The organism is Eoetvoesiella caeni (genome assembly GCF_003315175.1).
GTDB classification, from domain to species: Bacteria; Pseudomonadota; Gammaproteobacteria; order Burkholderiales; family Burkholderiaceae_B; genus Eoetvoesia; species Eoetvoesia caeni.
Genome location: NZ_QNRQ01000007.1, coordinates 148,103 through 168,632, shown reverse-complemented (window position 1 = coordinate 168,632; position 20,530 = coordinate 148,103). Strand labels below are relative to the sequence as shown.

At 59.0% G+C, this 20,530-nt stretch carries 19 protein-coding genes and 1 pseudogene; 10 read left to right on the top strand and 10 right to left on the bottom strand.

The window, feature by feature from the left end:
• Positions 1–131: 131 nt before the first annotated feature.
• Positions 132–1,112, bottom strand: a complete 981-nt coding sequence (locus tag DFR37_RS14150; protein WP_113933960.1) for a Tim44 domain-containing protein — start codon at positions 1,110–1,112, stop codon at positions 132–134.
• Positions 1,113–1,605: 493 nt separating this feature from the next.
• On the opposite strand from DFR37_RS14150, the gene DFR37_RS14145 reads away from it, so the two are divergent.
• Positions 1,606–3,558 (top strand): CocE/NonD family hydrolase, encoded by a 1,953-nt coding sequence (locus DFR37_RS14145; RefSeq protein ID WP_242341848.1) that lies wholly within the window; start codon positions 1,606–1,608, stop codon positions 3,556–3,558.
• Positions 3,559–3,595: 37 nt separating this feature from the next.
• Here DFR37_RS14145 and ubiE read toward each other — a convergent pair whose 3' ends face one another.
• Complete coding sequence (gene ubiE, locus DFR37_RS14140) at positions 3,596–4,363, bottom strand: bifunctional demethylmenaquinone methyltransferase/2-methoxy-6-polyprenyl-1,4-benzoquinol methylase UbiE (protein WP_113933959.1); 768 nt, start codon at positions 4,361–4,363, stop codon at positions 3,596–3,598.
• Between the two features lie 151 nt (positions 4,364–4,514).
• Here ubiE and phoB point away from each other — a divergent pair, with 151 nt between their 5' ends.
• Positions 4,515–5,243, top strand: coding sequence for a phosphate regulon transcriptional regulator PhoB (gene phoB / locus DFR37_RS14135; protein WP_113934024.1), 729 nt, complete (start codon positions 4,515–4,517; stop codon positions 5,241–5,243).
• Positions 5,244–5,300: 57 nt separating this feature from the next.
• Positions 5,301–6,623, top strand: coding sequence for a phosphate regulon sensor histidine kinase PhoR (gene phoR, locus DFR37_RS14130; RefSeq protein WP_113933958.1), 1,323 nt, complete (start codon positions 5,301–5,303; stop codon positions 6,621–6,623).
• A gap of 56 nt (positions 6,624–6,679) precedes the next feature.
• Here phoR and DFR37_RS14125 read toward each other — a convergent pair whose 3' ends face one another.
• From DFR37_RS14125 to DFR37_RS23485, 3 genes and pseudogenes are all read right to left on the bottom strand, one after another.
• Positions 6,680–6,997 (bottom strand): type II toxin-antitoxin system RelE/ParE family toxin, encoded by a 318-nt coding sequence (locus DFR37_RS14125; protein WP_113933957.1) that lies wholly within the window; start codon positions 6,995–6,997, stop codon positions 6,680–6,682.
• Positions 6,994–7,248 (bottom strand): antitoxin, encoded by a 255-nt coding sequence (locus DFR37_RS14120; protein WP_113933956.1) that lies wholly within the window; start codon positions 7,246–7,248, stop codon positions 6,994–6,996. Before DFR37_RS14120 ends, DFR37_RS14125 begins: the two co-directional genes overlap by 4 nt.
• 73 nt (positions 7,249–7,321) lie before the next feature.
• Positions 7,322–7,570: pseudogene (locus DFR37_RS23485) on the bottom strand (dihydrofolate reductase family protein); the annotation flags it as partial.
• Between the two features lie 243 nt (positions 7,571–7,813).
• Between DFR37_RS23485 and DFR37_RS14110 the strand changes: the two are divergent.
• Positions 7,814–8,473, top strand: a complete 660-nt coding sequence (locus tag DFR37_RS14110; RefSeq protein ID WP_113933955.1) for a 2-hydroxychromene-2-carboxylate isomerase — start codon at positions 7,814–7,816, stop codon at positions 8,471–8,473.
• A 42-nt stretch (positions 8,474–8,515) separates the two neighbouring features.
• On the opposite strand, the gene DFR37_RS14105 is transcribed toward DFR37_RS14110, so the two are convergent.
• Both DFR37_RS14105 and DFR37_RS14100 read right to left on the bottom strand, forming a co-directional pair.
• A complete protein-coding gene (locus DFR37_RS14105; RefSeq protein ID WP_113933954.1) occupies positions 8,516–9,160 on the bottom strand; it encodes a dihydrofolate reductase family protein in 645 nt (214 codons plus the stop codon).
• 150 nt (positions 9,161–9,310) lie between these two features.
• Entirely contained in the window at positions 9,311–9,859 is a 549-nt protein-coding gene (locus tag DFR37_RS14100) for a YdeI/OmpD-associated family protein (RefSeq protein WP_113934023.1), read from the bottom strand.
• Positions 9,860–10,118: 259 nt separating this feature from the next.
• Here DFR37_RS14100 and DFR37_RS14095 point away from each other — a divergent pair, with 259 nt between their 5' ends.
• The 3 genes from DFR37_RS14095 to DFR37_RS14085 all read left to right on the top strand — a co-directional run bounded on the left by DFR37_RS14095 (position 10,119) and on the right by DFR37_RS14085 (position 11,475).
• Positions 10,119–10,511, top strand: coding sequence for a MarR family winged helix-turn-helix transcriptional regulator (locus DFR37_RS14095; RefSeq protein ID WP_211317252.1), 393 nt, complete (start codon positions 10,119–10,121; stop codon positions 10,509–10,511).
• Between the two features lie 71 nt (positions 10,512–10,582).
• Positions 10,583–10,834, top strand: a complete 252-nt coding sequence (locus tag DFR37_RS23310) for a hypothetical protein (RefSeq protein WP_113933952.1) — start codon at positions 10,583–10,585, stop codon at positions 10,832–10,834.
• Between the two features lie 203 nt (positions 10,835–11,037).
• On the top strand, positions 11,038–11,475 hold the full coding sequence (locus tag DFR37_RS14085; RefSeq protein WP_113933951.1) for a VOC family protein: 438 nt from the start codon (positions 11,038–11,040) through the stop codon (positions 11,473–11,475).
• Between the two features lie 474 nt (positions 11,476–11,949).
• On the opposite strand, the gene DFR37_RS14080 is transcribed toward DFR37_RS14085, so the two are convergent.
• Both DFR37_RS14080 and DFR37_RS14075 read right to left on the bottom strand, forming a co-directional pair.
• The gene (locus DFR37_RS14080) at positions 11,950–15,894 is read right to left on the bottom strand and encodes a DUF3683 domain-containing protein (RefSeq protein ID WP_113933950.1); all 3,945 of its coding nucleotides are present in this window, start codon (positions 15,892–15,894) and stop codon (positions 11,950–11,952) included.
• 66 nt (positions 15,895–15,960) lie between these two features.
• Positions 15,961–16,530 carry a YqaA family protein gene (locus tag DFR37_RS14075; protein ID WP_113933949.1) on the bottom strand — a complete coding sequence of 190 codons (570 nt, stop codon included), beginning with the start codon at positions 16,528–16,530 and terminating at the stop codon, positions 15,961–15,963.
• Positions 16,531–16,655: 125 nt separating this feature from the next.
• On the opposite strand from DFR37_RS14075, the gene ilvA reads away from it, so the two are divergent.
• Entirely contained in the window at positions 16,656–18,164 is a 1,509-nt protein-coding gene (gene ilvA / locus DFR37_RS14070) for a threonine ammonia-lyase, biosynthetic (protein ID WP_113933948.1), read from the top strand.
• Positions 18,165–18,237: 73 nt separating this feature from the next.
• Here ilvA and DFR37_RS14065 read toward each other — a convergent pair whose 3' ends face one another.
• Positions 18,238–18,789, bottom strand: coding sequence for an adenine phosphoribosyltransferase (locus DFR37_RS14065; RefSeq protein WP_113933947.1), 552 nt, complete (start codon positions 18,787–18,789; stop codon positions 18,238–18,240).
• Between the two features lie 143 nt (positions 18,790–18,932).
• On the opposite strand from DFR37_RS14065, the gene DFR37_RS14060 reads away from it, so the two are divergent.
• Both DFR37_RS14060 and DFR37_RS14055 read left to right on the top strand, forming a co-directional pair.
• Positions 18,933–19,922 carry a KpsF/GutQ family sugar-phosphate isomerase gene (locus DFR37_RS14060; RefSeq protein WP_113933946.1) on the top strand — a complete coding sequence of 330 codons (990 nt, stop codon included), beginning with the start codon at positions 18,933–18,935 and terminating at the stop codon, positions 19,920–19,922.
• A gap of 4 nt (positions 19,923–19,926) precedes the next feature.
• On the top strand, positions 19,927–20,526 hold the full coding sequence (locus tag DFR37_RS14055) for a KdsC family phosphatase (protein WP_113933945.1): 600 nt from the start codon (positions 19,927–19,929) through the stop codon (positions 20,524–20,526).
• Positions 20,527–20,530 lie beyond the last annotated feature (4 nt).

Below are 20,530 nucleotides of genomic sequence, written 5' to 3'. Positions count from 1 at the left end.
AGAAATTCGCAACTGGCGCGAAATGCCCGAAGATAGTTCAAGGCCTTAAGTTTAACTGACAATAAGCGAAACAGGCCGGGCTGGCGCCCGCAGGAGCCAACCCAGCCTGTTTCGTATGGGCCTTTTGGACCCTAGCTTGCGTTTTCGACCGGAATTTGCTGGATGCCGGCCAACAGCCAGCCAGCGTTATCGGCCTTGTACAGGTTCCAGACCTCTTCGAAACGGAAGGCTTCCGCCTGGCTGGATTCGCGCAACATGCCCGAGTAGCGCACGCTGGCCAGGTGGCCGCCGGCCACAGCCTCAATACCCATGAGCTCGGCATTGAGCAAGACCACTTCGGTCGATTCGGGCTTGCCTTCGCGCGCCAGGATCTGCGGCTTGAACTCGGCGATCAGGTCGTCGGTAAGGTAGTCGCCCAGCTTGTCCAGGTCGCCGCTGTCCCAGACGGCCTGGATGGCGACGAACTGCGCCTTGGCCGTGGCCAGGAAAGCGGGCGTGTCGAAGTCGGCGGGAATAAACCATTTTTCGTCGACCGGAGCCGCGGGTACCGGCGCAAGGTCTTCGGCCGTGGCAGCGTCTGCCGCTGCGGCAGGCTGCTGCCAGCCGGTTTGCGGCTGCGGCTGAGGATGGGCTTGCTTGAACATGCCGCCTTCGGCCCCGTGCGCCCCTTGCATGGCGGGCTTGCTGCCGCCCCCGCGCATGCGGCGCACAATGAACATGACGGCAAATATCACCAGGCCGATCAACACCATGCTGGAGAGCATTTCAAGAAATGCTCCGCCCAGGCCCAGGTGGGACAGCAAGGCGGCAATGCCCAGCCCGGCCGCTATGCCGGCAATGGGGCCCAGAAAACGCGACATGCCGCTTTTTGCCGCAGTGCCGGCGGCACCTGCCGCTGCGCCCGCTGCTGGTGCGGCGCTGCGCTGCGTTGTCGAAGCCGCAGCCGGCGGTGTCACCGGCTTGGTTTGCTGCGTGATATTGGATGACTGGCGGCCGAAGCTGCGGCCGCCGCCCATGCGCCGCGCCTCGGCGTCAAAAGACGCCGTCAGCAGGACGCCTGTCGAGATGGCCAAAACGGCCATGGCAAAAAACCTGGTAAAACCTCGAGACATAAAAGTGCTCTCCGTGAGACGCGTAGCCGAGGCTCGCGACAAATGCATGTAGTGGCAAGCCACGCCAACCGCACGGGCTTTTCTTACTGGAACCTGAATATTATATAGAAACTTGAGCCGCGGTGTGGAAAGAAAAGGCCTTTGAAACACAAAGAAATGCCTATACAAGCCCTATTTAACCGTCCCGACAGCAGACCGCTATGCCAAATCCCATCCACCGACAACGAATCCCCTGGCTTTTTGCCCTGCTGGCTTGCTTAAAGCAATGACCGCTGCCATGATGCGGGGCGATCGCGGGCAGGCCGTGCCGCAATCATCACATTGACATTCGCCATGGGCGACCGAAAGCGGCACAAAAGACGTGGGGAAAATGATGCGCTGGGCTATAACCTTCCTAAAAAAACCGGCGATCTGCCTTTTCCTGGCATCCGGTTTACTCGGCTGCTCTGGGGACACAGTACCCCCCGCAGAAACGGCCCGGTACGAGTTTCTCTTGGAGAACAGCACACTTGAAATGAAAGATGGCGTGCATTTGGCCGTGACCTACTATCGTCCCTCGGCCAGAACCCCCAACGAGACTTTTCCGGTCATTCTGGAAATGCTGCCCTATCGCAAGGATGATTTTTTCGCGCTGGGCGATTATGAGTATGGTGCCTATTTTGCCAAGCGCGGCTATGTCGTTGCCCGGGTGGATGTGCGCGGCACCGGGGGCAGCGAAGGCAGCATCCCAGAAAGCGAATATTCCCAGGCAGAGATCGCCGATGCCGAGGAACTGATTGAACAACTGTCCAAAAAGAGCTGGTCCAATGGCAATGTGGGAATGTACGGCCTTTCATGGAGCGCCTTCAATTCCCTGATGACGGCCCACAGAAAGCCGCCCGCGCTAAAGGCCATTATTGCGGCGCACGGCTCGACCGATCTTTTCTACAACGACGTTCACTACATTGACGGAGCCTTGCACATAGACTCCTATGCGCATCAGATCGACACTGATAATTCAATGCCGCAAAGCCCGGACTATCGTATTGATGAAGACTATTTCCAGAACCGCTTCGACAGAGAACCCTGGATATTCACCTGGCTGCGTCAGCAGCAAGATGGCGAATTCTGGCGCAAGGAGTCCCTCAAATTCAAAACGCCGCTGGAAGTCCCAGCCTATCTGATCGGTGGATTGCTCGACGGCTACCGGGATTTCGTCATGGATGTGGGCCGGACCTCCAAGGCTCCAGTCATTGCGGAAATCGGACCATGGAACCACGCATGGCCGGAATACGGCGTGCCCGGGCCTAACTACGAGTGGCGGCAAAAAGCTGTGCGCTGGTGGGATTACTGGCTTAAAGGGATAGACAACGGAATTTTGGATGAACCCCGGTGGATGGCATTCATGCGCACCGGGCATCCGCCCGCTACAAATCTGGCCGCCGTCCCCGGTTACTGGCGCTGCGACAAGCAATTGCCATTGGAGGGCGGCCCTACCCAGCGCCTCTACCCTCAAATTGCGCAACAATTGGGCAATGCGCCCTCAGCGCGGGAAACCGCCCAAACCCTGTTCTACCGCGCCGGCACCGGCATGGCCGCGGGCGGCTGGTGGGGCGAACAAACGGGCGACATGGCAGCGGATGACGCGCACAGCTTGATCTACGACTCGGCCCCTTTAACCGAAGCTGTGGAAATCATGGGCATGCCGCAAGTACGCTTGCGTGTGGCCGCAGACGCTCCTTTGTATCAGTGGACGGTACGCTTGGAAGACGTTGCTCCGGACGGCAAGGTGTCGTTGGTTAGCGGTGCAATCATCAATCCCTCCCAGCGTTTTTCACGGCTTGAACCTGCTGCGCTGATACCCGGCGAACCGACTACGCTGGCCACCTCGATTCACTTCACCACCTGGCGCTTCAAACCGGGCCACCGCATCCGCCTGGCTGTCGCCAACGCGCAATTTCCCATGGTCTGGCCCAGCCCCACGCCAGGTGCCACCAGTCTTTTGCTGGGCGACAACACATGGCTTGAATTGCCGGTGGTGCCGGTGAAAAACGAAACCAGCCCAGCCTGCGCACTGTCCCCGCCAGAGCCCAGTGATACAGCGCCTTTCGGCAAAGAGGCGAAAAATGACGGTCCCGTTTTCAGCAGCGTACGCAATGAACAAACCGGTGATTCGACATTCACGACCACCAACAAGGTCGCCTGGACTATTCGTGACAACGAATACCAATCGAGCGAGTCGTACCGATGGAACGTCAATGACGCCATGCCTGCCAACGCCCGCTTCCAAGGCGAACGCAGAAATGTTTTCACCATCTCGGGTAATGAAATTGATCTCTCGACCAAGGCCCTGATCGAGTCGGATGCTTTATATTTCCACGTCACCTTCACCAAGACCTTGCGGCAAAACGGCAGCCTGGTCAGGGAAAAGACATGGGCCGACCACATCTTGCGGGTACATCAGTGATAGGAGGCTTCTGATTTGAACCTGCTGCCCAGGGCTCTTAGCCCAGATTCACACCTTCGTGCAGGGCAACCACGCCCGCTGTCATATTGAAGTAGCGTACCCGCGACAGGCCGGCGGTTTCCAGCATGGCGGCAAGGGTGTCCTGGTCGGGATGCATGCGTATGGATTCGGCCAGGTAGCGATAGCTTTCTTCGTCGCCCGCCACCTTTTTGCCTATCCAGGGCAGAATATTGAAGGAATACCAGTCGTAGGCCGGCGCCAGAGGCTTGGCCACGCGTGAAAACTCCAGCACCAGAAGCTTGCCGCCAGGTTTCAGCACGCGGCGCATCTCGGCCAGCGCGCGATCTTTATGAGTCATGTTGCGCAAGCCGAAGGCCACGCTGACCCGGTCGAAATAGCCGTCGGGGAAAGGCAGTTTTTCGGCATCGCACACCGCGGTGGGCAGCAGCACGCCCTGGTCGACCAGGCGGTCGCGGCCCACGCGCAGCATGGAATCGTTGATGTCCGTCAGCCAGACCTCGCCCGAAGGGCCGGTTTTCTTGGCGAAAGCCTTGCTCAAGTCGCCAGTGCCACCCGCAATATCAAGTATTTTCATGCCCGGCCGGATATTGGCGCGGCTGATGGTGAAGCTCTTCCAGATGCGATGCAGCCCGCCCGACATCAAGTCGTTCATGATGTCGTAGCGCGATGCCACCGAATGGAATACCTCGGCCACCTTGCCGGCCTTCTCGGCCTCGTTGACGGTTTTATAGCCGAAATGAGTGGTGGATTCGCTGGAGGATTCAGGGCGAGAGGAATTTTGCATGATACGTTATCGTACCCCATTCGGGACTGCTTCTGCACCCCCGTGGCCGGCATTGCGCCGTCACTTTCAGGTTTTCACAAACCTGAAACAATCCGTCCATAATATAGATGCTTCAGAATCGCCTCTTATCTTCAATAAAGACACCAGCGCCATGAGCACAACCATATTAGTGATCGAAGACGAACCCGCCATCCAGGAACTTATCGCCGTCAATCTCAGCTTTGCCGGACACAAGGTATTGCGGGCCTTCGATGCCGAACAGGCCCAGACTCTTATCCGCGCCGAACTGCCCGACCTTATCTTGCTGGACTGGATGCTGCCCGGCGCCTCGGGCGTGACTCTGGCCAAGCAATTGCGCGACAACGAACGCACCCGCCAGGTGCCGGTTATCATGTTGACCGCCAAGGGCGCCGAACACGATAAAATAGAAGGGCTCGAAGCCGGGGCCGACGACTACATCACCAAACCGTTCTCGCCCAAAGAACTGGTTGCCCGCATCAAAGCCGTCCTGCGCCGCCGCGCACCCCAGCTTACCGACGACATCATCACCATAGGTACACTGGTGCTGGACCCAACCACCCACCGAGTCACGGGCCAGGGCATGGCCCTGACCGTCGGCCCGACCGAATTTCGGCTATTGCATTTTTTCATGACCCATACCGAACGTGTTTTTTCCCGCTCCCAGCTCCTGGACCAGGTGTGGGGAGACCATGTGTTTGTAGAGGAACGCACCGTCGACGTGCATATACGGCGCCTGCGCAAAGCGCTGGAGCCCGGCGGGCACGAAAACCACATCGAAACCATACGCGGCGCGGGCTACCGCTTTGCCGTGCAGCCGCTGCCAAGCCCAATCCAAGCCGACACACCGCTCAATGCCTAGCCCCGCCTCACTGCCCGGATTCCGCACCCGCCGTGCCAGCAACAACGCCGCAACAGTATGATCAAAACCCTAATTTCAATCGGCTTGTGGTGCCTGGCTGGCTGGCTGGTCGGCACCTGGATCAACGCCAATACGGGCTGGGCTGTGCTGACCTTGGGCCTGGTGGCCATGATCCTGGTCAGCGGCGTGCAATTGTCCAAAATCGAAAAATGGGTAAAGAACATCGAAGACCCGCCCCCCGCCTCGGCGGGCCCCTGGGACGATGCCCTGGCCGTCATTTACCGCAAGCTGCGTAAAAACCGGGAAGAAATCAGCGAACTGGACTACGCGGTCAACAGCATCATGCTGGCCGCCGAAGCGCTGCCCGACGGCGCCATCACGCTGAACGAAGAAATGCAGATCACCTGGTGCAACAAGATGGCCAGCGAGCACCTCGGGCTCAATATGGAGACCGACCGCAACTTCAGCATTTTCAATATTCTGCGAGCCCCCGAATTCGCTCAGTACGGGCGCCAGCCCTCGTGGCCCGAGCCCCTGCTTCTGCATTTGGCCAAAGACGGCCGCGAGAAATCGCTGCTGGTGCAACTGACCCCCTACGGCGTCAAACAATTCCTGATCGTGACCCGCGACGTAACCCAGGTCGAAAAGCTGGAAACCACCCGCAAAGATTTCGTGGCCAACGTTTCGCACGAACTGCGCACCCCGCTGACCGTGCTCTCGGGCTTCCTGGAAACCTTGCATGACATGCCGGGCGACTCGCTAAGCGCCGAACAGCGTGAAAGCTACCACACCCTGATGATGGAACAGGCGCACCGCATGCAAGCCATCGTGGCCGACCTGCTGACCCTTTCCACCCTGGAGTCTTCGCCCTCGATCAACGGCAAGCCCGTGCGCGTAGCCGCCGTCATCCGCAACGCCCTGCTGCAGGCCAAAGTGCTCTCCAGCGACCAGCACGTCTTCGTTCAGAATATCGACAACAAGCTTTGCGTACTGGGCATAGAGTCCGAACTGACCTCGGCCATCAGCAACCTGCTTAGCAACGCCGTCAGCTACACCCCCAAAGACGGCACCATTACCGTAAGCTGGTACATCACCGAAACCGGCACGGCCTGCTACTCGGTGCAGGACACCGGCATAGGCATCGCCTCGCAAGACATCCCAAGACTGACCGAACGCTTCTACCGGGTAGACCGCGGCCGCTCCCGCGCCACCGGCGGCACCGGCCTGGGCCTGGCCATTACGAAACACGTCGCCATGCGCCACCACGCCGAACTGCACATCCGCAGCCGCTTCGGAGCTGGAAGTATTTTTTCGGTGGAGTTTCCGGCGTCGCGGGTTATCGTGCAGGCGGAAGACGAGGGGCAGAAGGCGGCGGAGTGAGTTGGCTTGGTGAACTAAGCCTGACTTGAGTTAACTGACGTTGTCAGAGACGTTTCTCACCCATTCAATCTATCGGCTAGCCGCCGCATCAGATCCATTCGTTCGTGCAGGATCGCCACTACCAATGCTGGAGCGCTCTCACTCGGTAGACAAAATACGTAATGGTGCTCGCAGTGAGCCATGCGTAATCTTGGATAAAGGGCGCTCATGTCCTTGAATGTGCCTTGGCTAGCAGCAAGGCGGACAATGCCTTGTTCCAGCGCCTCGATATAGCGGCGCACCTGTGTGTCACCCCATTGATTGCGGGTGTAGCGGATGATCTCGCGAATATCGGCTTCCGCTGCCTCGGTTAGGACGTAATGGCCCTGCGTCAAGAGCGGCCGCCACTAGCCAGCTCTTCGTTGAGGATGTTTCCGATGTTCTTTGCAGAGACCTTTCCGGCAAGCCCGTCGTTTATGCGGTCGCCCAACAGAGCTTTCAGCTCCTGCCAAGCCTGCTCACCACTGGGATCCTCAGGAAAGAGCCGCTCAAGGGCGTACTGTTTGATTGTCTTGCCTTGCAGAGCAGCTAACGCCTTCAAATTCTTATGTTGCTGATCGGTAATGTCGATAGTGAGACGGCTCATTTGGCAGCTCCTTGTATTTCCACAAACCCACATTAGCACAAACGTAGAAATGATGCTAATCGCCCCTGTTCCCTTAGCCCCGTAAAACGACATGTGTGGCCTTGTCCGACGCTACGAACTCAACACATTCGTAGCCCAGCGCCCGCAAGTCAATCCCTTCGAACAGCGACTCTCCCCGGCCAAGCAAGACCGGCGCGATAGCAATGTGCAGTTCATCAATAAGGCCTTCACGAAGATACTGCCGTATTGTGTCCGGCCCACCGCCAGTCCGCACGTCCATGCCGGCAGCGGCCTCGCGTGCACGGTCCAGCGCTTCGCGAACTAAAAGCCAGCCAGCCGCTGCGACGAAATCACCACCGTGAGCAATGGTTGTGCTGAAAACAGACGAATAACGGCAGGCGACGCCCTTAAAAGTTAGATTCAAACAGGCTGTTAGAACATATAATAAAGTGCACAAAACCACCCTATTTGGCTCAACTTGCGTGGCTGCATAAGTCTCCTCGAACATAGCGGAACTACTGCGGCTCTTAAGGGGCGCAAATCACACACTTACCGGAAACAAGCAATGAGCCGTGATTTCACCGTTGACCTGTATTGGTCATTTCGCAGTCCATACAGCTATCTTGCATTGCCGCGTATCGTCTCGCTATCGAAGCGGCGCGACGTGAAGTGGAATCTTCGGATCGTGTACCCGCTGGCCATCCGCTATCCCGATTACTTCAAAAGCCAGCATCCATTGGCGATGCGGTACGTCCTCGCCGACTGCGAACGCGTTGCCGCATTCCTCGGTATGCCGTACCGCTGGCCTTCACCCGATCCTGTTGTTCAGAACATGGCTACGCGCGAAATCTCGCCTGACCAACCGCACATTGACCAACTGACACGGTTGGGGATCGCAGCCAATCGCCAAGGCAAAGGCATCCCATTCATCGCAGAAGTCGGCCGCCTTTTGTGGGACGGCAGCATCACCGGCTGGAACGAAGGAACGCATCTGGCATGCGCCGCCGAACGCGCCGGATTAAGCTTGGTAGACTTGGAGCGCGCCATCGAAGCTGATCCCGCCGGCATGACTGCCGAAATAGATGCCAACCAGGCCGCCCAATATGAGGCCGGACATTGGGGAGTGCCGTTATTTGTCTTTGACGGCGAGCCGTTCTTCGGCCAAGATCGCTTCGATCTTCTGGTATGGCGAATGCAACAGAAAGGGCTTCCCGCCATTTCGTGAATACCTGGCATCTAGCCTACCGCATGTCGTCCATGCGCCAGCCTAGCGCCGTAGAACGACATGCGTGGCCTTCTCCGACGCGACGAACTCAACGCATTCATATCCCAGCGCTGGCAAGTCAAGCCCTTCGAACAGCGGCTCTCCCTGCCCAAGCAGGATCGGCGCGATAGCAACGTGCAGTTCATCGACGAGGCCCTCGCGAAGATACTGCCGTATTGTGTCCGGCCCACCGCCGATCCGCACGTCCCTTCCCGCAGCGGCCTCGCGGGCACGGTCCAGCGCCTCGCGAATGCCGCCCGTTATGAAATGAAACGTAGTGCCGCCGTCCATCTGGATGGGTGCACGGGCATGATGGGTCAAGATGAAGGTTGGAACATGGTACGGCGGGTTGTCGCCCCACCAGCCTTTCCAGTTGGCGTCCGGCCAGTCCCCACGAATGGGGCCGAACATATTCCTTCCAAGTATCCAGGCCCCAACATCCTGAAAGCCGCGAGCGGCGAAATCATTGTCAATCCCGGTCGTACCGCCGTCCTTGCCAAACAAGGTCTTTTGGAACGTACGCGTTGGCAATAGCCACTGGTGCAGCTCCGTTCCGCCTATGCCCAGCGGATTGTCGATGTCCTGATCCGGACCCGCCCCGTATCCATCTAGCGAAATCGTGAAGCCTTCAACACGAACCCGTGCCATCGTTTGTCTCCGCTTAAACGTCCAACATGCAAATCAGCCGCGGCGTGTGGCCGATTACAGTCTATTTTCCTGTGCCTCAAATCAACTCAAAGCATCTTATCCAGGCATGAACTTAGCCGCAATACGCCAACGGTATACGGCGCCATACCGCTAGTCTTCCGCTTTCGGTGCACTGAGACCCTTGCTGTAATAGCCCGATTGGTCAAAGCAGCACACACGCTTCTTGCCCGAAGCCAGCATATCGCAGGCATTATAAATCCGGCTTTTTCGAGTCTTGGCCTGCTTTGCGGACTCAATCCAGTGAATCCAATCAAGACGTGCAATAGTCGTCGTGTCTTCCCAGGTAGCCTTGGCTTCTGGAGACTTAGCCAGTGCTTCCCGCAAGTCGTCGGGCAGCTTCGGTTCCGGCTCTGGCTTGGCCGAAGAAACCTGAACAGTAACCGTCTGTCCCGGCGACGCCGCCGCTGCTTCTTGCAGGTTCTTGTCGACCTTCAGCCAGTGGCTAAGCTGGCCATCCGGCTCAAGCGTGGCTTGAAACGGGTGCCCGTTAATAGCCCCTTGCACCGAAGTCCTGCCACGCCTGGGCAGCTTCTCGCTGACAGCCTTTGGCAGCACAAGGAACGCCCATGAGTCGCCCTTTCCGGGGCTGGCCGGGCGAAGCAGTTTTGTCTTGAATGTAGAGATTCCTGTTTCTGACATTTCGGGATGCCTTTGAAGCCCCGACGAAGTTTCGATGGCGCCTCGCCGCAACGGCTCGTCGGTCAAAAGAAAACTAGCTTACATCGACAGCGGGAAACTTCCAAGATGCGACCACAAGACGCGTGCCGATTCGAGCTGGCCACAGCCAAGTTGGCCGTATTCTTGCGATATGGTTGACTGCGCAACAAAACCAGCATAAACTTGCGAGATCAAACATAAATCAAGGACTAAAATGGTAACGCCGCCGCATGGTGAGTTATTGATTCAACTTACCAACCTTCAATCCAGAATTCAGGGACAACTTAGCCGCCCCCTGTCCCTCTATGGGATAGGTTTGACTGAATACCTTATCCTTCGTAGCCTGAAGTCAGCGCCAGCCCACAGGATGAGACGAATTGATCTTGCCCAGGCCGTTGGCCTTAGTGCTTCAGGCGTGACCAGAGTGCTCAACCCAATGGAAAAAATTGGTCTGGTGGAAAAAGACCATGTCGAACGTGACGCAAGGGTAAGATTAGTTGTACTTACCGAAGCTGGTACGAGGGTGTTTGATGAGGCAAGCACATCATTCAATCAAGTTGCAGAGTCCCTTCTGAAGCCTATCAGCCCGGAACAACAGAAAGCCCTGGCTGGCTTGGTCAATGCATTATTGTGATTGTCTTTTTGACGTCCATTTTGGCTAGAATCAGCCCCATCACCTGTGTCGCTAGTGGAAATCAGAATCTTATGAAGACCCTACACTTAGCACTACGGCCAGTCCTTATCGCGGTCGCGTGCGCGTCGATCGCCGCCTGCGCGCATACTCCGCCCCCGCAAACCGGCCTAGACTATCGCAGCCACCCATCTTCCACAACACATGGCGCGAACAACACTCCCGGTTCTTCGGGTCAGCGCCTGACCATACAGTCCGGCGAGGGAGAAAGGTTGAATCTTCCCTGGTTCATCCGGGATACACAAGATTGGATCAACAGCAGCTGATCCTGGCGAAAGATTACCGATTCGTCTCCACATGGCGACTGAAGTTGTTCAGTATGGCCTGCCATCCTGCGCGATCGCCGAAAATTCGCACAATTAAAATACATGTATTAAAGCTAAATTGCCTAACTTCGTTTAACCTGCACAGCCCAAGAGCCCCTACCGGCGCAAGCCGTTACCCACAACAAACCATTCGACTGACCACCATGCCCGCAACCCCCGCCCTGCGCCCCTTCCACCTAGCCTTCCCAGTACGAGACCTCGCCGAAGCCCGCGCCTTCTATGGCCAATTGCTGGGCTGCCCCGAAGGCCGTTCGTCGGACCAATGGGTCGACTTCAACCTCTTCGGCCACCAGATCGTCGCCCACCTCTCGCCCCAAGAATGCGCCGGCGCCAGCCAGCACACCAACGCCGTGGACGATCACAACGTCCCCATACGCCACTTCGGCGTGGTCCTGGAAATGGCCGACTGGCACGCCCTGGCCGCCAAGCTACAGGCCGCCAACACCAAGTTCATCATCGAGCCCCACATCCGCTTCAAAGGCCAACCCGGTGAACAAGCCACCCTGTTTTTCCTTGATCCATCCGGCAATGCCCTGGAATTCAAAGCGTTCAACGATTTGGACTCACTATTCGCGAAGTAAGAACCGGCGGCCAACAGAAAAAGACAAGACTGACCACCGACTAAAGCATTCCAACAGCACGCTCGACGCTCTTGACAGTATCACCGTCGTAGCAATACGAGATGCGAATTGCACACTTCCACAGACAAGTCAGGAGCTGTCCTCGTCTACGTTTGGGCCTGGCCTATCAAAGCGCAGCCAATTGTGGCGCCGTCACCCGTCCAGCTCAGAGCACATGAACAACCCAGAGACGACACCCTCCCTTGAACAAACACCCTGAGGGCGTGGGGGGCCGGGGGTGGGGTTGGGCGACGTAAAGCGGGTCCAAGCGAGCCTAGCGGGGTTCGGCGCCGCAGGGCGACGAACTGGACCCGAGGAGCACAACCCCACCCCCGGCCCCGCGCGCACGGCTCAAGAACCCAACAACAACAAACCCAAAAAGAAAAACCAGGCTCAACAACCGAGCCTGGCCTTCACTTGCAGCGGAATAGAAGCCTAAACCAGCACCCTCTCTATCCCCCCCGCATTCGCATCCCGCACATAATCCTCCATCCAGCTGGAACCCAGAATATGCTTGGCCATCTCGATAACGATGTAGTCGGCGTCCATCCCGGTATCCTCTTCAAACCGCGACAAACCCTGCAAGCACGAAGGACACGACGTCAGAATCTTCACCTCGCCGTCGAAGCCGTCGGCTCGAATCGCCGCCGTGTTCTTGGCCAGCTCTTCCTGCTTGCGGAAACGCACCTGGGTCGAAATATCCGGACGCGACACAGCCAGCGTCCCCGACTCGCCGCAGCAGCGGTCCGCCTTGATCGTGCTGTCGCCCAACAACGACTTCACCGTCTTCATCGGGTCCTGCAGCTTCATCGGCGTATGGCAGGGGTCGTGGTACATATAGCGCGTGCCCGTAACCCCTTCCAACTGCAAACCCTTTTCCAGCAAATATTCGTGAATATCAATTAAACGGCAGCCCGGGAATATCTTCTCGAACTCATAGCCCGCCAGCTGGTCGTAGCACGTACCGCAGCTCACCACCACCGTCTTGATATCCAGATAGTTCAGCGTCGTTGCCATCCGATGGAACAGCACACGGTTGTCCGTGATGATCTTTTCGGCCTTGTCGTTCATGCCATTGCCGCGCTGCGGATAACCGCAGCACAGGTAGCCCGGCGGCAATACCGTCTGCACGCCCACATGCCACAACATGGCTTGCGTTGCCAGGCCAACCTGCGAAAACAGGCGCTCGGAACCGCAACCCGGAAAATAAAACACCGCCTCGGTATCCGCCGACGTCGCCTGCGGATTGCGGATGATAGGCACGTAGTCGGCGTCTTCAATATCAAGCAGCTTGCGCGCCGTCTGTTTCGGCAGCCCGCCCGGCATACGCTTGTTTATGAAGTGAATGACCTGTTCCCGAATCGGCGCCTTGCCTATCGTGGCCGGCGGCGCCGCCACCTGCTTGCGCGCCGGAACCTTGAGAAAGTCATGCGCCGCGCGCTGGGCCTTGTAGCCGAAGTCGATCATGGCCTTGCGCGTGGCCTTGATCACCATGGGATCTTTGGCGTTCAGGAAGAACATCGCCGCCGTGGTCCCCGGATTGAACGACTTCTTGCCCATGCGCCGCAGCAAGGCGCGCATTTCCATGGACACATCGCCAAAGTCGATATCGACCGGACAGGGGTTGTAGCACTTGTGGCAAACCGTGCAGTGGTCGGCCACGTCCTCGAACTCTTCCCAGTGCTTCAGGCTGACGCCGCGGCGCGTTTGTTCTTCGTACAGGAAGGCCTCGATAAGGAGCGACGTGGCCAGAATCTTGTTGCGCGGCGAATACAGCAAATTGGCGCGCGGCACATGCGTTGCGCACACCGGCTTGCACTTGCCGCAACGCAAACAGTCCTTGATGGCCGTAGAGATCGCGCCGATCTCGCTTTGCTGCATGATGAGCGATTCATAGCCCATCAAGTTGAAGCTGGGCGTCCAGGCATGGCGCAAATCGGCGCCCGGCATCAGCTTGCCCGCATTGAAGCGCCCTTCCGGGTCGATGCGCTGCTTGTAGTCCTGGAAAGGCTGCAACTCGTCTTGCGTCAGGAACTCGTATTTGGTCAGGCCAATGCCATGCTCGCCCGAAATGACGCCGTCCAGGTCGCGCGCAATCTGCATAATGCGGGCCACTGTTTCATTGGCCTCGCGCAGCATTTCGTAGTTGTCGGAATTGACCGGAATATTCGTGTGCACATTGCCGTCGCCGGCGTGCATGTGCAAGGCCACGAACACGCGTCCCTTGAGCACACGATCGTGAATGGCCTGGATCTCTGCCAGCACTGCGGCACAGTCCGCTCCGCCGAAATAGCGTTCCATGGCGGCGCGCACTTCCGTCTTCCAGGAAACGCGCACGGTATGGTCCTGCACCACATCGAATACCCGGACATCAGCCTGGTCACGCAGACGTTGCGCCAGCGCCGGCTCCAGGGCCTGCATGCCCAGGTCCAGCATGATGGGCAGGCCCTGCGCCAACGGCATGTCGAGGTTTTCCAGCAGCCAGGTCCAGCGCTCGCGCACGGCCTGCAAGGTAAGCACCGCATCGTCGCGGCGCTCCTGGAAGACTTCGGCCCGCGTATGCACGACATCGTCGTGGTCTTCGGTCTTGCCCACCGGCAGCTCGCCGGTGCTCAGGAACAGTTCGAGCTGATCGAGCAGGCGCAACTTGTTGCGGGTAGAAAGCTCGATATTGATGCGTTCGATCGCGTCGGTGTATTCGCCCATGCGATTCAGGGGAATCACCACGTCTTCGTTGATCTTGAAGGCATTGGTGTGGCGCGCAATGGCCGCCGTGCGGGCGCGGTCCAGCCAGAACTTCTTGCGGGCCTCGGCACTGACCGCGACAAAGCCTTCGCCATGGCGCGTGTTGGCCAGGCGCACGACCTCGCTGGCGGCCGCGGCCACCGCATCGGCATCGTTGCCGACGATATCGCCGAACAGCACCATTTTAGGAAAGCCGCCGCGCTTGGATTTCGTAGCGTAGCCGACGGCCCGCAAATAGCGTTCGTCCAGGTGCTCAAGGCCGGCCAGGATGGCGCCGCGCGCGCGGCCGTCGCCGTCCAGATAGTTCTTGATTTCGACAATCGAAGGAATGGCGTCGCGCGCCTGGCCGAAGAACTCCAGGCAAACCGTGCGCGTGTGGCCCGGCATGCGATGCAGCACCCAACGCGCCGAAGTGATCAGGCCGTCGCAGCCTTCTTTCTGCACGCCGGGCAGCCCGGCGAGGAATTTATCGGTAACGTCCTTGCCCAGTCCAGCCTTGCGAAAGCGCGAGCCTTCGATGGTGAGCTTTTCAGTGCGCAAGAGCTTGGCGCCGGGAGCAGCCGCGCCGTCGAACCATTTCAGTTCGAAGTGCGCCTGGTCAACGTCGTGGATCTTGCCCATATTGTGTTCAAGACGCGTGACCTCCAGCCAATTGCCCTGGGGGTCGACCATGCGCCACCACGCAAGATTGTCCAGCGCCGTGCCCCACAACACCGCTTTCTTGCCGCCCGCATTCATCGCCACGTTGCCGCCCACGCAGGACGCGTCGGCCGAGGTCGGGTCTACGGCAAAGACAAAGCCGGCTTCTTCGGCCGCTTCGGTAACACGCTTGGTAACGACCCCGGCGCCCGACAAGACCGTGGCAACCGGCTCGGCCAGGCCAGGCAACACCGTGGATTCGACCGCGCCCAGTCCGTCGAGCTTTTCAGTATTGATCACCACCGAACGCCAGGTCAGCGGAATGGCGCCGCCGGTATAGCCGGTACCGCCCCCCCGGGGAATAATGGTCAGGCCCAGTTCGATACAGGCGCGCACCAGCGCGGCCATCTCGGCCTCGGCGTCGGGCGTAAGCACCACAAACGGATACTCCACGCGCCAGTCGGTGGCATCGGTAACATGCGAGACCCGCGACAAGCCGTCGAACTTGATATTGTCCTTGGCGGTCACGCGTCCCAGGCGGCGCTGCACGCGCTTGCGCAAGTCGCGCGTCTGCTCGAATTCGTTTTCAAAGGCGGCCACCGCAGCGCGCGCGGCCTGCAACAGGCGCGCCACAGTATTGTCGCGACTGGCATCGCTGCTGTCGCGCCGGTTATCGATCTCGCTTAGGCGGTGGTTAAGCGCCTCGATCAGCAAACGCAGGCGCTTAGGATTGTCCAGCAGATCGTCCTGCAAGTATGGATTACGCCGCACCACCCAAATATCGCCCAGGACCTCGAACAACATGCGCGCGGAGCGCCCAGTGCGCCGCTCGCCGCGCAAATCGCTTAACCATTGCCACGCCTCATCGCCCAGCAGCCGAAAGACGATCTCGCGGTCGGAAAAAGACGTGTAGTTGTAGGGAATTTCGCGCAAACGCGGGGTTTGCTCGACGGGGGCCTTAGCGGCAAGCAACTGGCTAGCTAGAGGGGCGTTCATGGCTTCTCGGGAGGGGAATTGCAGTATCCAACCGCAAGTTTACTTCATCGCCCCGTGCCGGCCGGCTCAATGCAGGTTGGGAAACACCCAAAGCAAGCCCGCTGTCATGGCCGCATACCGCAAAAACTTGCCCAGCGCCATATAAAAGACCGACGGCCAGAAGGGAAGCCGCAGCCAGCCGCCGACCGCGCACAAAGGGTCGCCCACAAACGGCAGCCAGGAAAAAAACATGGCGGACGGCCCCATCCTGTGGACCCATCGGCTGATAGTCAAATGCCAGCGGCCGCCCATTTTTTGCAGCGACGCCGCCGGCTTCAAACGGTGCGAAGCGGCCTGCCCATGCTCGGCAACCGCGTGCTCGTGCTTTTCCTTCCAGCGCTCGAACGCCTTCTCGGCCGCCAGCCCCATGTAGTAGGTAATGATCCCGCCCAGCGTATTGCCCACAGTAGCGGCCAGGACGGCAGGCCAGAACATGTCCGGCACCGTCTTGGCATACGCAAAGACCGCCGGCTCCGACCCCAGCGGCAGCAGCGTGGCCGACACCAGGCTGACAACGAAGATGGCGCTAAGGCCCACCTTGGGCAGCGCAAGGGTGGCCAACAACCAATGAATCGATGCATGAATCCACATTTCCATATGGCTGCTAGTCTACAGAATTAGTGGTCTCAATGGATGGCTTGCGCCAGCCGCCTAAACAGCAAAACGCCTGTGGTAATCTACTTGCATCCAGGTATTTCCCTAACCTTTCTTCTTCACTAGCTATGTCGACCGACTATCTGAAACGCATACTGACATCGAAAGTCTACGATGTCGCCATCGAGTCCCCCCTGGAGTTTGCACCGCAAATCTCGACGCGAATTCAGAACAAGGTCTTTTTAAAGCGTGAAGACACGCAAGCGGTTTTCAGCTTCAAGCTGCGTGGCGCCTACAACAAAATGGCCAACCTTAGCGCGGCCGAGCTCAAGCGCGGCGTCATTGCGGCGTCGGCCGGCAACCATGCGCAGGGCGTGGCGCTTTCGGCCAAGCGGCTGGGCTGCCGGGCGGTAATAGTCATGCCCACCACTACCCCCAAGGTCAAGGTCGACGCGGTACGCGCCCTTGGCGGCGAAGCGGTACTGGCCGGCGACAGCTACTCCGACGCCTATGCCCACGCGCTCGATCTGGAAAAACAGGAAAAGCTTACTTTCGTTCATCCCTTCGACGACCCTGATGTCATCGCGGGCCAGGGCACGATAGGCATGGAGATCCTGCGCCAGCACCCCAACCAAATCGACGCCGTCTTCGTGCCCATCGGCGGCGGCGGCCTGATTGCGGGCGTTGCCGCTTATATCAAGCAATTGCGTCCCAATATCAAGATCATCGGGGTACAGACCGCCGACTCGGACGCGATGGCACGCAGCGCCAAAGCGGGCCGGCGCATCGAACTGAGCGATGTCGGCCTGTTTTCCGACGGCACGGCCGTCAAGCTGGTGGGTTCTGAAACCTTCAAGCTGGCCAAGCAATACGTCGATGACTACATAACCGTGGACACCGACGCCATCTGCGCCGCCATCAAGGATGTGTTCCAGGACACGCGCAGCGTGCTCGAGCCCGCCGGCGCACTGGCGCTGGCCGGAGCCAAACGCTACGCGGCGCTGCACGAACTGAAAGGCAAAACGCTGATAGCCATTACCAGCGGCGCCAATATGAATTTCGACCGGCTGCGCTTTGTAGCCGACCGGGCCGATGTCGGCGAGGCGCGCGAAGCGCTTTTCGCCCTGACCATCCCCGAAAAACGCGGCAGCTTCCTGCGGCTGTGCGCAGCCATCGGCAAGCGCAGCGTAACCGAATTCAATTACCGCATGTCGGACTCGAATGCGGCGCAGGTGTTTGTGGGCCTGCAAATCGGTTCGTTAAGCGAGTCCGAGCGCATCGCCGCCGGCCTCATCAAGAAAGGGATACCCACGCTGGACCTGACGTCCAACGAAATGGCCAAGACCCATTTACGCTATATGGTCGGGGGCCGCTCTACGCTGGCCGAGAATGAAATGCTGTTCCGCTTTGAGTTTCCGGAAAGGCCGGGCGCGCTTATGAAGTTCCTGACCTCCATGAGCCCCAACTGGAACATCAGCCTGTTCCATTACCGCAACCAGGGCGACGACTATGCGCGCATTCTGGTTGGCATGCAGGTGCCGCCCACCGACAAGAAAGAACTCAAGCAGTCCCTGGAGTCGCTGGGCTATCCTTACTGGAACGAAACGGACAACCCGGCATACCACTTGTTTTTATAAACATTGCAAGCAACTGCTTACTCTAAAAAACCGGCCGTAGCCTACATATCAGCGCTGGCTTATAAAGGCCTGTTCAGGGCTCGGCGTCGGTAAAGCTGCACACGGTAAACACCGGCATGCCCGTTTCTTTAAGGATTGCCGAACCGTTCAGTTCGGGCAGGTCGATAATGGCCGCGGCTTCAACCACGTTGGCGCCCAGGCGCTGCAATAATTTGGCCGCCGCCATCATCGTACCGCCGGTGGCGATCAAATCGTCGATAAGCAAAACGCGCTGGCCGGGCTTGACGGCGTCGGTATGCATTTCGACGGTGGCATTGCCATATTCGAGCGAATATTCTTCCGCCAGGGTTTTAAACGGCAGCTTACCTTTTTTACGGACCGGCACGAAGCCCAGGTTCAATTCGTAAGCCAGCACGGCCCCAAGTATGAAGCCGCGCGCGTCGATTCCGGCAACCAGGTCCAGCCTTTGGCGCATATAACGATAAACAAACATGTCTATCAAGACACGGAAGGTGCGAGGATCTTGCAGAACCGGGGTAATGTCCCGAAAGACAACGCCAGGCTTGGGCCAGTCGGGCACACTACGAATAGCCCTGCGAACATACTCGACAGTATCAATATGCATGTAAATCGCCGAAAACAGAAGGAATTGAAAACAGGGTCAACTATAACCCTAATCCAAGGGCAATCGCTGCATGCCCATGCCTGCCGACGCAAGTAAAACCGCAAAAATCCAACATTAATTACAGGTGCGTTTAAAATCAGGACATGAAAAACGCCGCGACCACGCCGCGGGCCCATCCCCTGGAGTCGGCCCACCGAACATTTTCAATTGAAATCAGTGCTTTGCAGGCGCTGGACGCACGCCTGGACGACTCTTTCAGCCGCGCTGTCGAGATCATACTGGGCTGCGCGGGGCGCGTCATTGTCACCGGCATCGGCAAGTCCGGCCACGTCGCCAAGAAAATCGCGGCAACGTTGGCCTCGACCGGCACGCCGTCTTTTTTCATGCACGGCGCCGAAGCCATTCATGGCGACCTGGGCATGCTTACCCAGCAGGACGCCGTACTGGCAATCTCGTACTCCGGATCCGCTCCCGAGCTTCTGACAATACTGTCGGTCGCCAAGCGCCTGGGCGTGCCTTTCGTGGCTGTGACCGGCCACCCGCAATCCGAGCTGGCCGTCAATGCCGACCTGCACCTGAACGCCCATGTCGAACAGGAAGCTTGCCCGCTGAACCTTGCCCCGACAGCCAGCACGACGGCGGCCCTGGTCCTGGGCGATGCGCTGGCCGTAGCCTGCCTTGAGGCCCGCAACTTCAGCGCCGAGGATTTCGCGCTTTCGCATCCGGGCGGCGCCCTGGGCCGGCGGCTGCTTACTCATGTCAGCGACATCATGCGCGTGGGCCAGGCGCTGCCTATTGTGCAGGCCGACACCAGCATGCCCGATGTCCTGCGGGAAATGTCGCACAAGGGCATGGGCATGACAATAGTCGTCGACCACAACAAGCGCCCCCTTGGCATTTTTACCGATGGCGACCTGCGCCGGCTTATTGTCCGCCATGGCGATATCCGCAGCCTTACCGTGGCCGACGGCATGTCGCGCCATCCGAAATGCGTCGCCCCCAACGCCATGGCGGTCGAGGCTGCTACCCTGATGGATGCGAACCGCCTTACCCAGGTCCTGGTGACCGACCCATCCGGTGCCCTGCTTGGCGCCCTGCACATGCACGACCTGCTTGCCGCAAAGGTAATCTGAATTTATGAAGACATCCACCGTCCCCCACCCTGCTGAAGTATTGATCCTGGCGAAAGTGCCTCCGGCCGTTCAAGAACGCGCGCGCCAGATCCGCCTTATGGCCTTCGATGTAGACGGCGTGCTTACCGACGGCAGCCTCTGGTACAACGAAAATGGCGAAACCCTGAAGCGATTCAATGCCCTGGACGGCCATGGCTTGCGCCTGATGGGCGAAAGCGGCGTCGCGGTCGCGCTTATTACCGGCCGGCAAGGCCCTATCGTGGCGCGCCGCGCCGCCGAACTGGGGCTGTCGCTGGTACTGCAGGGCGTGCGCGACAAGGCGCAGGCCCTGGCCGCGCTGGCGCAAGAACAAGGTTATAGCCTGGACCAGGTGGGCTACATGGGCGACGACATCATCGACCTGGCCGCCTTGCAGCGCGTGGGCTTCGCCGCCACCCCGCCGACCGCCCCGGCCTATGTGCGCCAGGCAGCGCACTGGGTCTCGACCGAACGCGGCGGAGAAGGCGCCGCGCGCGAATGCTGCGACCTCATCCTGGCGGCCCAGGGCCGGCTCCGCACATTTTTCGGGCCCAATGCGCTTATTCTGGGCGGCGTGACGCAATAATCCG

Bases quoted from the DNA above. Each gene is read 5' to 3' on its own strand.
- DFR37_RS14110 (WP_113933955.1), top strand. From the start codon at position 7,814: ATGAGCCGTGATTTCACCGTTGACCTGTATTGGTCATTTCGCAGTCCA.
- DFR37_RS14075 (WP_113933949.1), bottom strand. From the start codon at position 16,530: ATGGAAATGTGGATTCATGCATCGATTCATTGGTTGTTGGCCACCCTT.
- DFR37_RS14105 (WP_113933954.1), bottom strand. From the start codon at position 9,160: ATGGCACGGGTTCGTGTTGAAGGCTTCACGATTTCGCTAGATGGATAC.
- DFR37_RS14065 (WP_113933947.1), bottom strand. From the start codon at position 18,789: ATGCATATTGATACTGTCGAGTATGTTCGCAGGGCTATTCGTAGTGTG.
- ilvA (WP_113933948.1), top strand. From the start codon at position 16,656: ATGTCGACCGACTATCTGAAACGCATACTGACATCGAAAGTCTACGAT.
- DFR37_RS14055 (WP_113933945.1), top strand. From the start codon at position 19,927: ATGAAGACATCCACCGTCCCCCACCCTGCTGAAGTATTGATCCTGGCG.
- DFR37_RS14080 (WP_113933950.1), bottom strand. From the start codon at position 15,894: ATGAACGCCCCTCTAGCTAGCCAGTTGCTTGCCGCTAAGGCCCCCGTC.
- phoB (WP_113934024.1), top strand. From the start codon at position 4,515: ATGAGCACAACCATATTAGTGATCGAAGACGAACCCGCCATCCAGGAA.
- DFR37_RS14085 (WP_113933951.1), top strand. From the start codon at position 11,038: ATGCCCGCAACCCCCGCCCTGCGCCCCTTCCACCTAGCCTTCCCAGTA.
- DFR37_RS14120 (WP_113933956.1), bottom strand. From the start codon at position 7,248: ATGAGCCGTCTCACTATCGACATTACCGATCAGCAACATAAGAATTTG.
- DFR37_RS23310 (WP_113933952.1), top strand. From the start codon at position 10,583: ATGAAGACCCTACACTTAGCACTACGGCCAGTCCTTATCGCGGTCGCG.
- DFR37_RS14100 (WP_113934023.1), bottom strand. From the start codon at position 9,859: ATGTCAGAAACAGGAATCTCTACATTCAAGACAAAACTGCTTCGCCCG.
- phoR (WP_113933958.1), top strand. From the start codon at position 5,301: ATGATCAAAACCCTAATTTCAATCGGCTTGTGGTGCCTGGCTGGCTGG.
- DFR37_RS14150 (WP_113933960.1), bottom strand. From the start codon at position 1,112: ATGTCTCGAGGTTTTACCAGGTTTTTTGCCATGGCCGTTTTGGCCATC.
- DFR37_RS14060 (WP_113933946.1), top strand. From the start codon at position 18,933: ATGAAAAACGCCGCGACCACGCCGCGGGCCCATCCCCTGGAGTCGGCC.
- ubiE (WP_113933959.1), bottom strand. From the start codon at position 4,363: ATGCAAAATTCCTCTCGCCCTGAATCCTCCAGCGAATCCACCACTCAT.